This window comes from Moraxella cuniculi DSM 21768 (genome assembly GCF_900156515.1).
Classification (GTDB): Bacteria; Pseudomonadota; Gammaproteobacteria; order Pseudomonadales; family Moraxellaceae; genus Moraxella; species Moraxella cuniculi.
In genome coordinates this window covers 31,259-46,778 of sequence record NZ_FTNU01000018.1, presented here as the reverse complement: position 1 = coordinate 46,778, position 15,520 = coordinate 31,259, and the positions used below count along the sequence as shown (strand labels likewise).

The window sequence follows — 15,520 nt, the reverse complement described above, 5'->3', positions numbered from 1 at the left end:
ACTGTAATATTGCTTATTTATAAATGCAGTTAATATTATTATTACCGCTGATGTTGCACTCAATTCTTTGTAAGCCGAGTTGGTATCCATACTTATTGTATACAGGTTTTTATCCACTGGATTGATAATACTGTTTACGGCAGTCACTAAACGAATTCCAGCCTACTGCAATGTATAAATAGCTTTTAATATCATCCGACAATCCATATTGACCACCTTCTTTCATAACCAAATAAAACTGATTATAGCAGTAAATCACTCCGCTCTCATCTTCTTTAAGCCAAAGCCATTGTGTTTGACCAGTAATATTATCTATCAATTGCCTTGTTTGTTCAGGTGTTGTATTAAAATAATACAGGTGATAAGACGCTACACCTGACTTATCGTAAATATTAATGCGGTCAGGTTTTTCTGGCAAGTTTTTGATGATTGGCTTAAGTAGCTGTTCTACCTGCTCTATTTTAGGTTGATCTATTTTGTAATCCGGCATATCTATACAAAAAGAAAGAAGCTCTGTTGAATACACTCGCCAAGCTAAAAATACCAAAACAACAAAAGAGATTATGGTAATGGTAGTGTTCATTTTTTCTTTATTGGGAAATTTCATGGTTTAATACCCAATAGTGTAAAAAGCTGTTGTTTTCGTTCTTCAGACAGCTGAACCATATTACCACCACTCATACTGATTTGGCTTGTGCCTACACCATAGGTTAAAACATTTTCTTTGCCTTTCGTTCTGATGCCACCAAGGCATACACCGTGACAGGCTTGAACTCCAATGGAACTGCCTTTGATGACTTCATCAATTGCTGTAGCATCTTTTTCCCCGCCAATCACACTACCAAAATTGATAGAAGCAGAAAATCCGACAGGGCGTGTTATTTTGCCATCAGATGAGCTAATAGATCTTGCCATTTCTTTTAAGTTAAGATTTAGATCAATTTTAGCAACAGCTGGATTTAATCGATCCTGATGTATGGCAACTTATTCGCCAAAAAGCAAATGATTCTAAAGAAATATCACGCATCAATAGTTTTTTAAGACTGTTGTTGGCTTAGAGTGTTACTAAGCCTTGGGTTATATTAATAGCTCTAGGCATACTGTCTCATCATCTCAATCACTGGCATAAAATCCTCTTCATCACTCCGAAATAATTCCAAAGACTGCAACACTTCATAATGTCCATTATAAAAATGGACATTACCGCCTTTTTCAAGCATGAGTTTTAGTACATCCAGTCGCTTTGGCATTCTACCAATCATTGCCAATGGTATGACATTATCAATATTAGGAATATTAGGATCAGCCCCTGCATTCAATAATTCAATAGCAGCTTCTGCATTGCCACTACGCAAAGCATAATGCAGTGGTGTCATACCATAGATGTCTTGGGCGTTGATATCAATACCTAGGTTGATAAGGTATTTAATGGTAATTGCAGGAGGCTCGTTAGGATCCAATGAGCTTGTTGTTATATGAAGCCAAGTTTTTTTGTCGCTATTAATTTCCAATAAGTTATTTTGTGGATGTAGTTTTAATAAATCTTCTGCAAGGGCAAGATTTCCCTCGCATAAAGCTTCTAAAATTTCCACACCGCTCATATCATAAGTCATTATTTGATACCTTGTTTTCGTTTAAAAAGAAAGCAGCATTCATCGTGGTATGCTAAATTCAAAAGGAATTCTCGATATTCATCAATAATCTCACCATCTTTAATGAGTTTTTCGTACGCTCTTATCATCAAGTCGTAAATCTCAATTTTTACAGAGCACTGTTCCCATGAGTCGTTTGTATATAAACAACAAGAGCTTCTGAAATTGCCTCATAAGCTTGGTTTTCACAGGTTATATTCATAGTTTTGCTCACTGGTTGAATTCGTAAGGATTTAATATACGACCATCAATTATTGGAACAACCTTAAATTGATTTGGTTGCACTGTTTTATCATTTGGATAACTTATCTCAATCCTAATAGAAACAGATTTTCCTGCTTTAAGATGACAAACCAATTCATTTTCCATCTTCTTCCAATTGCTTCATCTGAGACTTAATCAAAGAATGTCGGGTGAATTTCTTGGCTTGGCATAATAATTTACCTTGTTGGATAACAAATTTAATGCAGAATAGCAGTTTGGATTTTGGAGCTGTCTTTTGCTGTTTTGCCATGTTTAATTTACTAAAGACAGCCAGAATCTCTTGCTAATTTATTTGCTTGTTTTATTTTAAATAAATCCTTGATATTAATATGTAAATTTGCAATATTTAGATTTTTTAAGGATATGTAAGAGTGATAGTCATCTATATTATTAAATACCAGTAGATTTCCAGCATTGTCCAAAATAGCATACATAATATTATTTGGAAAATATTCAAATATACCACCTTGTGAGCTATCGCATATTTTTCCTTCAGTATAAATTATAAAATGAGTGTTGTTATACTCTGTGCGGTTTATGATTGCTCCAACTGTTTTATTTTTCAGCGACAGATACTCAAAAAATGCATTATCCATCTCAATAGCATAATAATCACCATTAAGCCGAATCTCTCTTAAAAAAAGATTTGTTTATATAAATAAATAATAGTTGTGCACATTAACAGAAAAAATATAAAAAATACTACATATTTTCTCATTGGAAATCCCTAAGATTTTTTATTTTATTTGCATCAAAATTACCATTGAATTTAATGTTATATGATGTACATCCACTCGTTGCTGTGCATCGTGGAGAGCCTATAACTGTTTCAATATTTCTAGGGACTGCCAGAATGCCTGAGTTATGCATTTCAAAATTATAGGTGTCATTAAACACGCCATAGGTTCCATTGGTTCTTCTGACCAATGTCAGACTTCCTGTAACCGCCCATACATTATAAGTAGTTGGTCTGACAACAATTACCTGTCGACCATCAGGTTTAGATTCCCACGAACTTCCAGTTATTTTCAGCTCACCCAGATCATTAACATCAACTTGTATTTCCAAATTTTCATTAGTATTTAGTTGATATAAGAGATCAGCCTGCCTTTTACTTCTTAGAAATTTCCATCCAGCATTTCTGTCACTACTAATATGCCGAGCCATCTCATTTGCTTTATTCTGATCCGCTTCGGGCACTTTACCTTTATTGATATAAATAGCATTCCACCTAACCGCCTCTTCAGCACTTGCTGAAGCTGTATTTACATCAAACTCGTATAATAAGGCAGCTGATGCTGACAGGAGTTTGGCGGTGTTGATGATTTTTTGTTTGTCTTGATCTGATAAGATGTAGGCAGTTTTACCATCAATCATGACTGCTGGATAACGATTTGTCATCCAATCGCCTACCATCTCACCTATCATAGCACCCAAAGCACCTGCCTTGCAAGTCTCGTTTTTAGCTTTGGCTGCTACACAGCCTGTTAAACCAGCAGAGATTTTATGCATGCTGTTATTGATGATACCAGTATCATTGACACCCACAAAAACCAACCACCCATGCTTATATTGGTCAATCAGCTATCAACATCGGCACAATTTGGTCTTTATAAAATCTTGCTTTTGCAGTATAATTAGTCAATTTTTATCAAATTTTGTGAGCTAACAATGAGCGAGCCGATTGACTACAAAAACACCCTAAACCTTGCTGATACTGCCTTTGCCATGCGGGGCGATCTTGCCAAGCGTGAGCCGATTTGGCTGGAACAGTGGCAAAAAGACGATGTCTATGGTCAGATTCGTAAGGCTCGACAAGGTGCCAAAAAATACATCTTGCACGACGGCCCTCCTTATGCCAATGGTCAGATTCACCTAGGTCATGTTGTTAATAAAGTCTTAAAAGATATTATCATAAAATATAAGACTCTTGATGGCTATGATGCACCCTATGTACCGGGTTGGGACTGTCATGGCCTGCCCATTGAACAAAAAGTTGAAGGCATTATCGGCAAAGTTGGTCAGCCCCATAAAGACAAAAGCAAAAACGGCGAAATTGTCAATGCCACCGAGTTTCGAGGGGCGTGCCGAGCCTATGCCAAAAGCCAAGTTGAGTTGCAGATGGCTGATTTTAAGCGACTTGGTGTGCTGGCAGAGTGGCAAAACCCATACCTGACAATGAATTTTCAGCAAGAAGCTGACACGGTGCGTGCCCTAGCTCGCATCTATGCCAATGGACATATCGTGCGTGGGCTAAAACCTGTCAATTGGTGCCTAGACTGTGGATCTGCCCTTGCTGAAGCGGAAGTTGAATACGAAGATAAGCAATCCGATGCGATTTATGTTGGCTTTGATATCACCAACCGCGAGCAACTGACCGCAACTGCTAATATTGACGGTGTACTACAAGCGGTAATTTGGACAACAACCCCTTGGACGCTGCCTGCCAACCAAGCCATCTCAGCTCATAGCGAGCTTGATTATGCCATCATTCAAGGCAGAAAAACAACAGATTTTATTATCCCTAATGAAATCAGCAGCGAGAATTTTTTATTAAGACGATTGACCAAAAATGATAAAGCCCAGCTACAAAAACAGGCAAGCAATCCTGAAATCTGGGCATTGACGCCAACCAAGCGTCATCTGCCAGAGGTGTTTGATCCATTTTTTGAACAAGCACTCAAAGATCGAGCCTTTGCCATCATTGACAAAAAAACCAACGAAATCATTGGCACGACCCGTTTTTATGATGACCAGCCAAACAATGACAGCATTGCCATTGGCTTTACATTTATCACCGCCGACTACTGGGGGACGGGGGCAAATGGCGAAATCAAACAAGCATTGCTAAACTACGCCTTTAGCTATCGAAACACCGTTGATTTCTACATTCATGAAGGCAATGAACGCTCTGCCAAAGCCATCAAAAACATCGGCGGTATTTATCAGCAAGATGTAGAAAATAAATTTGGCAAAATGTGGCATTATACCATTGCAAATCCAAAGCCAATCACTCGCCAAGCCAGTTTTATTGTGGCGGCTGATTTGGTAGAAACCTTTGCCAAAGAGGTGGGCTTGGTTGATTATCACAGCATCACAACCATCAAAGGTGAGGCACTGACCGCCCTAACAGCACAGCACCCATTAATTGATAGCCGTCAAGTACCACTGATTACAGGCGATCATGTTACTGCAGACAGTGGTACAGGGCTTGTGCATACCGCTCCTGCACACGGGGTGGACGATTATAATGTTGGACGCCAGTACAACCTACCCACCGAAAATCCAGTCGGTGGCAATGGCGTGTATCTGCCCGAAGCAACGGTCTTTGTTGGTGAGCATATCTACAAAGCACAGCCACAAATCATCAATACCCTACAAGCTTCTGGACATCTGTTAAAGCATAATAAAATCACGCACAGCTATCCACATTGCTGGCGACACAAGACACCGATTATCTTTCGTGCGACCGCCCAATGGTTCATCAGCATGGAAAAGCAAGGGCTTAAGCAACAAGCACTGACCGATATTGACAAGGTTGTTTGGACACCTGCATGGGGTCAAAACCGCATCGAATCCATGATGGGCACTCGCCCTGATTGGTGCATCAGTCGCCAACGCACTTGGGGCGTGCCAATTGCATTTTTCATGCACAAAGACACCCAAGAACTACACCCCGATACCGAGCAGTTGCTCGAAAAAGTCGCCCAAGCTATCGAAAATGGCGGCATTGAAGCATGGTTTGATACACCGAACGAACATTTTATCGGTGATGATGCCAAAGAATATCAAAAATGCACAGATACGCTTGATGTGTGGTTTGATTCTGGAGCGACCAATTTTGCCGTATTGGGCAGTCGTGAGGTTCTTGCCAATCCTGCCGACCTGTATTTAGAAGGTTCAGATCAGCACCGTGGCTGGTTCCAGTCATCACTACTGGTCTCTGAGGCGATTTATAAGCGTCCGCCATTTAAGCAAGTGCTGACACATGGCTTTACTGTTGATGCTAAGGGCTATAAACTGTCCAAATCCAAAGGCAACACCAAAGGCTTTGAGCCTGCTGAACTTGCTGACAAATACGGCATTGACATTGTGCGTCTATGGGTGGCATCATCCGATTATCGCTACGAGATGGCAGTTTCAAAAGAAGGCTTTGACCGTGTTAGCGATATGTATCGCCGCATTCGCAATACCATTCGTTTCTTACTTGCCAACACCGATGACTTCAACCCTGCCACAGATATGGTTGCAGACGATACGCTCATCAGTCTTGACAGATATATCCTGCACCGTACCCATGCGGTACAAAAAAACATCATTGCCGCTTATGACAACATGGATTTTCACCAAGTTTGTCAAGCAGTGATGGCATTTTGTTCGCAGGATTTGGGTGGGTTTTATTTAGACATCATCAAAGACCGCACCTACACCACCAAAGCCTGCGGTCTGCCTCGCCGCTCGGCACAGACAACACTGTATCATATTGCACACGCCCTGCTTCGCTGGATTGCACCGATTTTATCCTTTACCGCTCAAGAGGCTTGGCAGGTGCTAAAAAATACAGATGGCTATATCTTTACCCAAACTTGGTATCAGCTACCCACACCACAGATGGCAGATATCAGCGTGGTGGACTGGGACGGCATTTTGCAAATGAAAGAAATGGTCAATAAAGCCATCGAACAAGCTCGCAGCGACAAAATCGTCAGCAGCAACCTAACCGCCCAAGCCATTATCAACACCAACAAACAAACCGCCGAAACTCTGGCAAAACTTGCCGATGAGTTGCGTTTTGTATTCATCACCTCCGATGCCACCGTTGCTATCAGCGACACGCCACAAATCACCATCCTAGCTGCAAATGGTAGCAAGTGCGTGCGTTGTTGGCACATTCGTACCGATGTTGGCACAGACAGCAACCACCCCGAGCTTTGTGGTCGCTGCATTACCAATTTACACACAGGCGAGGTAAGAAATTATGCCTAAGACGCACCCACTTGCACCAAATGGCAATACCGCCTTTATTTATTATGGTATTGGTTTATTGGTGCTGGCATTTGACCAATTCATCAAGCATTATTTTGACAACAAATTGGCACTGGGCGAGAGCATCAGTGTCATCGAGCCTGTGCTGAATTGGACTTTGGCTTATAACTACGGTGCTGCTTTTAGCTTTTTGGCAGACGCTGGCGGTTGGCAAAAATGGTTTTTTATCATTTTGGGCATTGTGGTAACTGCTTATATCGTCATCTATTTACGCCAAATCCCAAAAACCGCCAAAGTACTAAGCCTTGGTTTGGCTGGCGTGCTGGGCGGTGCTTTGGGCAATGTGATTGATCGGGCGGTACATGGCTATGTTATTGATTTTATGCATGTACATTATGCCAATGTATGGAATTATCCCATTTTTAATACCGCCGATATTGGGATTTGTGTTGGTATGGCTTTGGTGATTTATGACATGCTGTTTTTGGAAAAAAAACGCCTACCAACTGGCTAAATCCACGCCAATGCTTGTTGTGTTTTGGCGGTATTCCTGCCGACCAAAACACAACGAGTTGCCCTACCGCATAACATCAACAAGCAAAACCCAAATCACCAAAGCCCAGCAAATATCGTACCAACAAATCAACCGTAGTCCTGCCACACTTGACTTTGTCAAAGCCATACACCCCAAGCCACAACTGCTCAATTGTGCAATTTGACCAATTAACCCAAGCAAACTCCGATACGCAAAAATATCAATCGCACCAACACTGTGTATATTCAGCAAGGCTGCCTGCCACAGGCGTGTATTCTGCCTTATTGATTTTTGCCCAGCAAGATAAATAACTATAAAATATCCAACACAAAACAGACCATCATTATTTTGTAATAATAAAATATATATTGCAAGCAAAATACAAATTCTGGCTGAAAGTTTAACAAGCCAAACCTTCCCATTGTAAGCGTATGATTATTCAGACAATGCCTCTGATAAGCCAGCCCTATTGTTATATGCTGCATTTATGGTCAAAAAAACACCCAAGTTTGTCATCTTGGGTGTTCGTGGAGAAAGCAGTGATTGACTGCTTAGAAAGTAAAATTCACACCGACACGATAATCACGCCCTTGTGCAGGTACGCCAGAATTGGCACGCTGTGAATGTGGCAGGTAGTATTTATCAGCCACATTATTAATTGCAAAATTAACATTCAGCTTGTCTGTACCATAAGGCTTCCAGTTGGCAAATAGGTCAGTTTTGTTATAACTTGGGCGAATTGGGTTAGCAACCGAGTTATCATTAACCGCACCCACAGTGGTGGTTACATCACGGTTACGCACACCTACTTCTAGGTTTGGATTTTTAAAGCGGTAAGACAAAGAACTGGTTACTGTGCGACCGATATTAAAGGCAAAATCTGGATTTAGATCGCCCGTGGTTTCTGGTAGACCGCGGAATTTTGGATTGTTATCAGAGACACTAACACGAGCTGTCAATCCACCTTGGCGATAACCAACACCCACTTCATAGCCCTGATTGGTGATATAGCCAACATTGGCGATATAACGATAGGTCGGGACGGCATCATGGCGGTTTTGTGGATTTACTACCGCATCGTCAATTTTTTGCCAGAAATAGCTACCATCAAGCGTCAATTTACCTTCATTGGCAAAAGTATGATTTAGGTTAAAGCCAACTTCGGTATTGCGTGCTCGCTCTGCCTTGGTGCCATCAGCGATTGAAATAATACCGCGTCTGCCATGCGACATCACCGCATCATATAGGCGTGGGCTACGAGTAGCGTAGTTGTGGTTGGCATTTAAGCTAAGCGATGGTGTCGCTTGCCAAATCAGACCAAGGCTTGGGTTAATTGCCCCATCAGATACGGTTTTGCCGTCCATTGCCTTGTAGGTGAAGTGGTCATAACGCACGCCTGCAGTTACAGTAACTGGACCGACATCACTGATTGCCTCAAAGTAAGCACCTGTGTCCGTTTTTTCGGCATTTCGAACATCGGCACCAAGTGGACGACCTCTAACAAGGTCTGTGGCTTTGGCATAAAATGGTGGTTGTGCTTCTTGATAGCGGTAATTCACCCCGTATTTTACCAAAGTTGATTCACCAACCTGACTGTCAAAGTTAATGTTCGCACCTTTTGTGGTGATGGTTGTCGTGGTTGGGCCTTGAATGTTGCCGCAATAGCCACAGCCACTGTCATCTGCCGAATAGCGTTCATTTTTAATCAAATAAGCATTGGCAGTAATATCAGCAAAACCTAGGTTTTTGGTTGTCCATTCAAGGTTTGTCTGGTCTTTGCTCATCTCACGATAGCTTGGACTTTGGCGAGTATCTGTACCCCCAAAGGCAGGAAATTCCTCACGCACCGTACGCATACCTTTGGTAATCTCACGAGTTTGGCTTAATACCAAGCGATGATTGCCCAAGTTCAGACCTGCTTTTGCCAAAAATGCTTGCTTGTCCAACGCACTGTAGGTGATGACAGATGAGCCATCAACAGGGTTTTTGTAATCCTTACCTGCTTTATAATTTTCGTCATCATCGGCACGATTGGCAGATAATAACAAATCAAAATTGTCCGCCTTACCAAAAGCGGTTACGCCGTAGCTGGCAGTTTTACCATTGCTGGCATAGCCTGCATTGAGCTTTACACCATAATTTTTATCACTGCCCTTTAATAAATCAGCAGCATCCAGTGTTTTTGCGATGATTGCCCCATTGGTTGCACCAATACCTGCCGATGCCGAACCTGCCCCTTTTTGGACACTGACAATTTTTACCAAACTTGGATCTAGGATAAATCTGCTTTGATGATATAGTACTTGTGCATCGCTGTAGCCATTATCCACCTTGATATCGATAGAGTTTTGACCCATACCACGAATGGCAACATATTGCGATGTGCCATTACCACCTGCAAACTCAATGGCTGGCTCTTGGTTCAGTAAGCCACGCAAATCCGTCTCGGTGCTTTCGTTCTTTTGTGCTGTGGTTACAACATTGGTTTTTACTTTAGCGCCTTGTCTGTCGGCAGTAACATAATCGGTTGCCAACACGACATTAGCAGTTGCAGGGGGAGTTGTTTTGGTTGCTGCAAAAGCAGTGCCATAGCAAACGGTAGCAACAGCAACGCTCAACGGCAATAATTGCAATTTTTTCATAAATTCTCCAATGATTTTTGGACAAAACTTAGTTTTTTGGTTATAGCAACAATTACCCAACACCAGCGATATTATGGCAAGAAATTATACAATAATACAATCAACACAACAAGCTGGTAAGGTACAAGCAAGAATTCTAGCAGAATATTTTTTGTTTGTAAATGATAATTTGTACTATTTAATAAAATAAATGCAAATGACTTGTATTTGTAATATGGTAAATACAACAACCGTTCAGTTCATGCAAGCATGACTGTCCTGCCGATAAATATTATGAATAAATCAACGCCAAAATCCCATAGGGCAAACCAAAGGCACAAAAAAAGCCAAATGCAATGATTTGGCTTTTTGGATTGACAGGCTTAGTTTTGGCGATAGTTCGGTGCTTCTTTGGTAATCTGCACATCATGAACATGGGATTCTTTCATGCCTGCTGAGGTAACTTTGACAAAAGTGGTATTTTTACGCATCTGCTCAATGGTTGCACAGCCTGTATAGCCCATGCTTGAACGCAAGCCACCTGCCAACTGCCCAATAATGCCCGACACAGGGCCTTTGTATGGTACACGACCCTCAATACCTTCTGGCACGAGCTTTTCAACACCGTCTTTGGCATCCTGAAAATAGCGATCTGATGAGCCATTTTGTCCGCTCATCGCCCCCAGACTACCCATGCCACGATATGCTTTGTAGTAACGGCCTTGGAATAGCTCAACCTCGCCTGGTGCCTCTTCGGTACCAGCCAACAAACTGCCCACCATGATACAAGATGCACCTGCAGCGATGGCTTTTGCCATATCGCCACTAAAGCGGATACCGCCATCGGCAATCAGTGGAATGCGGTCTTTTAATGCAGTGGCTACATTATCAATGGCACTGATTTGTGGCACGCCAATGCCTGCGATAATACGAGTTGTACAAATAGAACCCGGTCCGATACCAACCTTAACAGCATTTGCTCCTGCATCCATCAATGCCAATGCTGCATCACCTGTTGCGATATTACCACCGATGACTTGGGTATTGGGGTAGTTTTTCTTAATCCATGCAACACGGTCAATCACCCCTTTTGAGTGTCCGTGTGCGGTATCAACGATGATGACATCAACCTGAGCCTCAAGCAATGCCTCAACACGAGCTTCAGTATCCGCCCCTGTCCCCACAGCCGCACCGACACGCAAGCGTCCCTGACTGTCTTTGGCAGCATTGGGATTGTTTTCGGCTTTGGCAAAATCATTGACAGTAATCAAGCCTTTTAGGCGATATTCATCATCAATCACCACAACTTTTTCGATGCGATGCTTGTGTAATAATTCTTTAATGCGTTCTTGGGTTTCGCCCTCTTTGACCGTAACCAGCTTGTCTTTTGGGGTCATGACATTGGCAACTGGCTGATCCAAATTGGTCTCAAATCGCAAATCGCGATGGGTAACAATGCCCACCACTTTATTTGTGCCAGCTTCCACCACAGGCACACCGCTGATTTTATGCTCACGAGTCAGGGCAAGCAGCTCGCCAACGCTGACATCAGGTGTAACCGTAATGGGGTCTGCCACTGTACCAGCCTCGAACTTTTTAACATGGCGAACACGGCGTGCCTGATGAGCAATGTCCATGTTTTTATGGATAATCCCCATACCACCAAGCTGTGCCATCGTGATTGCCATTTTTGATTCGGTAACTGTATCCATCGCCGCTGAGATAATCGGCAAATTTAGCTGAATATCCGTGGTTAGGCGTGTGGTCAAATTGGTTTGCTTGGGTAGGATTTCAGAATAGGCAGGCAACAGCAAGACATCATCAAAAGTCAAGGCGTCGTAGGCAATGCGTAGCATGGTTATTTTCCTATATAAGTGCCAAATCATAATCAATTTACCGCCAATCGGCAAAATAATTACAAAAGACAGCTGTAAAATAACGCCGTATTGTATCATAAAATGGTGATTTTTTGCAAAATTTTCTTCATTCTCCTTTATATCAATGATAAAATCCCAATGTTGGTCGTTAAGTATATCAAAAATCAGACGATTGTTTTAATTTTGAAATCATCAAACCTTAAAAATATACCAAGATAATGGAGATCATAAATGAAGAGTTGTATTTTGTTTATAATTGGCATTGGTCTGACCAATAATCTTTATGCAGCAGATTGGACAGCTGCATTTAGTTATCTTGAGCAAGGCAAGAAAGGCGATGATGGCAAATTACTTGATAGTATTATGAAAAATACCTTTGAGCAAATCACCAATACCAAGAATCAAAATCCAGATACTCAGCCTATTTATAAACTTAGCAAGATGGCAAGGACAGGTAAATTTAACAATATCAGCATAGCTTATCGCAATGATATGCTACCAGCTAAAGTGTATTATAATAAAGATGATACCTATCTGATGGCTGTATATCCTTTAAAAAATGCCACGCTGTATGGACTACCTTTGCAAAGTTTTAGCTATTATCTTGGTTGTGACGAATGCGACTATGTTGGATTTTATGCAACATTTAAACCAATGAGCAAACAACAATACCTAAACTTACAAAAGACAATCAAGTTTAAAAACGAAGAAGAAGATGGATGTCTGGGTGAAAATCAACCTTTGGCAAGTTTTGAGCAACGCAATGGAAGAGTTCATTTATCTTTAAATATTGGCTGCTAAATTTTGGCTAATTTTGCACAAAATGATGATTTTTGGCATAATAATCATACCCATCACCCAACTTTAGCTATTTTATTGAGAGATGACATGACAACCATCAAATCACGCTTAACAATACTCATCGCCACCATACTGCTGACCGCCTGTGGTCAAAATACCGCCCAAAGTGCCACAAAAGCCACCGCAGCCACCCAAAGCACCCCAACCACCGAGCAGCAAAGCAACAGTGAAGTGGTCGCAGCCCTACAAAACAACCTTGTAAAATCCGAGGTTGGTATTAAGCCCATTGCCGCCTATGCCACCGCCATGCCTGATATTTTTTGGGTAAATTTTGATGATGCACCCGCCATGTTTACCGACAAGACAGGCAGCTATCTGATTCAAGGGCAAATCGTCAAATTAGGTCAGCCTGATATCCAAGATATCGGTGCTGATGCCATTGCCAATATTGCCAAACAATCCTTGGCAAGCATTGACAGCAGTGAGATGATTATCTACCCTGCCAAAGGCAAAAAACAAGCTGCTGTTTATGTTTTCACCGACCCAACTTGCTCATATTGCCAAAAACTTCACAAAGAAATTGAGCAAATTACCGCAGGTGGTATTGAGGTACGCTATTTGGCATGGCCACGAGCCGAACGCGATATTCCGTTGGTTGAATCGATTTGGTGTAGCACAGACCGCAAAGCTGCCCTAACCGCTGCCAAGCAAGGTCAAACCATCAACAGCACCACTTGCGATAATCCTGTCAAACGCCACAAATCATTAGGCCTACAACTTGGAGTCAGTGGCACGCCTGCGATATTTACCGAATCAGGTCGGCAAATTGGTGGCTATCTGCCAGCCAGTGAGCTTATCAAAGCCGCCACAAGCAACTAACATCTGGCAAGGTTGGCTAAAAACGCCAGCCTTGCCTTTTATGCCCAAGTCCTGCCAGTAATAATTTAAAAGCAAAGCACCTAGCGACACGGCAATTCCAGACCACTTAATCACACCCTGAAAATTTGGCAACAAACCCAAAAAATCTCTGGCATAAAACACAAAGTTGTGGTAGATTAGAGCATTTAAACTTCAAACACAGCTTAACAAACCATCACCAAACAAAACGCACCCAAGCACCAAAGCCCTTCTTGGCTGGACGAAAAAGTGCCTGCTCATCATTTGTTTGTCGCGATGGCTTATTGGTATGTTAATGACGGTATTTGATTATGCCAATCAAGGCAAATTTTTGCTGTTGGGCTGATTAATCTTAAAGACTTTCCGACACAACGGAGCATTTTGTGAAAAACACCATCAATCTTGCCGTGCTGGGTCTTGGCACTGTCGGTACAGGCGTGCTAAATCTTATTAAGGACAATGCCAAAGAATTGGCTCGTAGAAGCGGTCATCATCTCAAGGTAACTTATGCTGGCACACGCCGTCAGCGTGATGATATTGACCCAACCATTCGCCAAACTGATGATTTGATGGCGATTGCCGCAGCAAGTGATGTGGATATCATCATTGAGGTTATTGGCGGTACAGACATCGCCTATGAAGTCATCACGCACGCCATTCGCCACAAAAAACATATTGTTACCGCCAACAAAGCCCTGCTTGCCAAGCACGGCAACGAGATTTTCCGCCTTGCCGAAGAGCATGGCGTGCAAGTGCGTTATGAGGCAGCAGTTGCTGGTGGCATTCCTATCATCAAGGTTGTGCGAGAGGCTTTGGCGGCAAATAAAATTGACTGGCTGACTGGCATCATCAACGGCACGGGCAATTTTATCATGAGCGAAATGCAACAAAAAAATCGCAAATTTGATGAAGTGCTTGCCGAAGCACAAGCCCTAGGTTATGCCGAAGCTGACCCTACTTTTGATGTTGAGGGCATTGATGCCGCTCACAAGCTGTCATTACTTGCCTCAATTGCCTTTGGTATCCCTGTGCAGTTTGACAAAGTGTACTGTGAAGGCATTACCAAAATCAACCTGCAAGATGTCATCTATGCCAAAGATCTTGGCTACACCATCAAGCATTTGGGTTTTGCCATTCGCCGTGATGAAGGCATCGAACTGCGTGTTCACCCTGCCCTAATCCCTGCTGATGCCCTGCTTGCTAATGTCAATGGCGTAAAAAATGCCGTCATGATTGACGCTCATCCACTGGGACAGTCTTTGTATTATGGCGATGGTGCTGGTGCTGGTGCAACTGCATCGGCAGTGATGGCAGATGTGATGGATTTGATTTATGTCATCAAAGCAGCCACCCCAAGCGATGTGCCACATTTGGCATTCATACCAGAAGAGCTGTCAGATACGCGTATTTTAAGCAGCGATGAGATGACCTGCGGCTATTATCTGCGACTGACTGTCAAAGACGAGCTGGGCGTGTTGGCAAGTGCCACGCGTATCTTGAGTGATAATGGCATTAATATTGATGCCATCTTGCAGCGTGATGCACACAAATCAGGGCTTGTGCCAATCATCATCTTGACACTGCCCGTTGTCGAAAAGCAAATGAATGCCGCCATCGCTCAAATTGAAGCACTTGCTGCCGTAACCGAGCCTGTGGTACGCATACGCCTTGAAAGTCTGGATTAATGCTCCCAAAAAGATGGTTATCACAACCATCTTTTTTGTTTCATTCAATGAACAAGCCTAGCATCAAGCCTTGCTTGGATTTATGGATAAATAAAAAATACCAAAACCACTTTGCCAAAGAATAAAGCACTGTTGGTTTTGGTATTTGTCTTTTATTGTGCATTGTGTTGTGTTTTGTTGGTAATTTTAATAACCAAACTTA

At 42.3% G+C, this 15,520-nt stretch carries 13 protein-coding genes; 5 read left to right on the top strand and 8 right to left on the bottom strand.

The features are described 5' to 3' along the window. Window positions 1-109: 109 nt before the first annotated feature. The 6 genes from BW928_RS09415 to BW928_RS11975 form a co-directional block, all read right to left on the bottom strand. Complete coding sequence (locus BW928_RS09415; RefSeq protein ID WP_076555971.1) at window positions 110-607, bottom strand: hypothetical protein; 498 nt, start codon at window positions 605-607, stop codon at window positions 110-112. Beyond that, entirely contained in the window at window positions 604-915 is a 312-nt protein-coding gene (locus BW928_RS09410) for a hypothetical protein (RefSeq protein WP_076555970.1), read from the bottom strand. Before BW928_RS09410 ends, BW928_RS09415 begins: the two co-directional genes overlap by 4 nt. Window positions 916-1,091: 176 nt before the next feature. Next, window positions 1,092-1,613: an ankyrin repeat domain-containing protein gene (locus BW928_RS09405; RefSeq protein WP_076555969.1), complete on the bottom strand. Its 522-nt coding sequence runs from the start codon at window positions 1,611-1,613 to the stop codon at window positions 1,092-1,094. 249 nt (window positions 1,614-1,862) lie between these two features. Continuing rightward, window positions 1,863-2,021, bottom strand: coding sequence for a hypothetical protein (locus tag BW928_RS11690; RefSeq protein WP_158078452.1), 159 nt, complete (start codon window positions 2,019-2,021; stop codon window positions 1,863-1,865). A 155-nt stretch (window positions 2,022-2,176) separates the two neighbouring features. Next, window positions 2,177-2,512 carry a hypothetical protein gene (locus BW928_RS09400; protein WP_227516588.1) on the bottom strand — a complete coding sequence of 112 codons (336 nt, stop codon included), beginning with the start codon at window positions 2,510-2,512 and terminating at the stop codon, window positions 2,177-2,179. Between the two features lie 118 nt (window positions 2,513-2,630). Next, the gene (locus BW928_RS11975; protein WP_227516587.1) at window positions 2,631-3,464 is read right to left on the bottom strand and encodes a VENN motif pre-toxin domain-containing protein; all 834 of its coding nucleotides are present in this window, start codon (window positions 3,462-3,464) and stop codon (window positions 2,631-2,633) included. A gap of 123 nt (window positions 3,465-3,587) precedes the next feature. Here BW928_RS11975 and ileS point away from each other — a divergent pair, with 123 nt between their 5' ends. Both ileS and lspA read left to right on the top strand, forming a co-directional pair. Next, window positions 3,588-6,902 carry an isoleucine--tRNA ligase, N-acetyltransferase domain-containing gene (ileS, locus tag BW928_RS09390; RefSeq protein WP_076555968.1) on the top strand — a complete coding sequence of 1,105 codons (3,315 nt, stop codon included), beginning with the start codon at window positions 3,588-3,590 and terminating at the stop codon, window positions 6,900-6,902. Then, window positions 6,895-7,416 carry a signal peptidase II gene (gene lspA, locus BW928_RS09385; RefSeq protein ID WP_076555967.1) on the top strand — a complete coding sequence of 174 codons (522 nt, stop codon included), beginning with the start codon at window positions 6,895-6,897 and terminating at the stop codon, window positions 7,414-7,416. Before ileS ends, lspA begins: the two co-directional genes overlap by 8 nt. 572 nt (window positions 7,417-7,988) lie before the next feature. On the opposite strand, the gene BW928_RS09375 is transcribed toward lspA, so the two are convergent. Then, window positions 7,989-10,079, bottom strand: coding sequence for a TonB-dependent receptor domain-containing protein (locus BW928_RS09375; protein ID WP_076555965.1), 2,091 nt, complete (start codon window positions 10,077-10,079; stop codon window positions 7,989-7,991). A 362-nt stretch (window positions 10,080-10,441) separates the two neighbouring features. Continuing rightward, window positions 10,442-11,914: an IMP dehydrogenase gene (guaB, locus tag BW928_RS09370; protein ID WP_076555975.1), complete on the bottom strand. Its 1,473-nt coding sequence runs from the start codon at window positions 11,912-11,914 to the stop codon at window positions 10,442-10,444. Window positions 11,915-12,166: 252 nt separating this feature from the next. On the opposite strand from guaB, the gene BW928_RS09365 reads away from it, so the two are divergent. The 3 genes from BW928_RS09365 to BW928_RS09355 all read left to right on the top strand — a co-directional run bounded on the left by BW928_RS09365 (window position 12,167) and on the right by BW928_RS09355 (window position 15,318). After that, complete coding sequence (locus BW928_RS09365) at window positions 12,167-12,736, top strand: hypothetical protein (protein WP_076555964.1); 570 nt, start codon at window positions 12,167-12,169, stop codon at window positions 12,734-12,736. A gap of 87 nt (window positions 12,737-12,823) precedes the next feature. After that, window positions 12,824-13,615 (top strand): DsbC family protein, encoded by a 792-nt coding sequence (locus tag BW928_RS09360; protein WP_076555974.1) that lies wholly within the window; start codon window positions 12,824-12,826, stop codon window positions 13,613-13,615. Between the two features lie 401 nt (window positions 13,616-14,016). Beyond that, window positions 14,017-15,318, top strand: coding sequence for a homoserine dehydrogenase (locus BW928_RS09355; RefSeq protein ID WP_076555963.1), 1,302 nt, complete (start codon window positions 14,017-14,019; stop codon window positions 15,316-15,318). Window positions 15,319-15,520 lie beyond the last annotated feature (202 nt).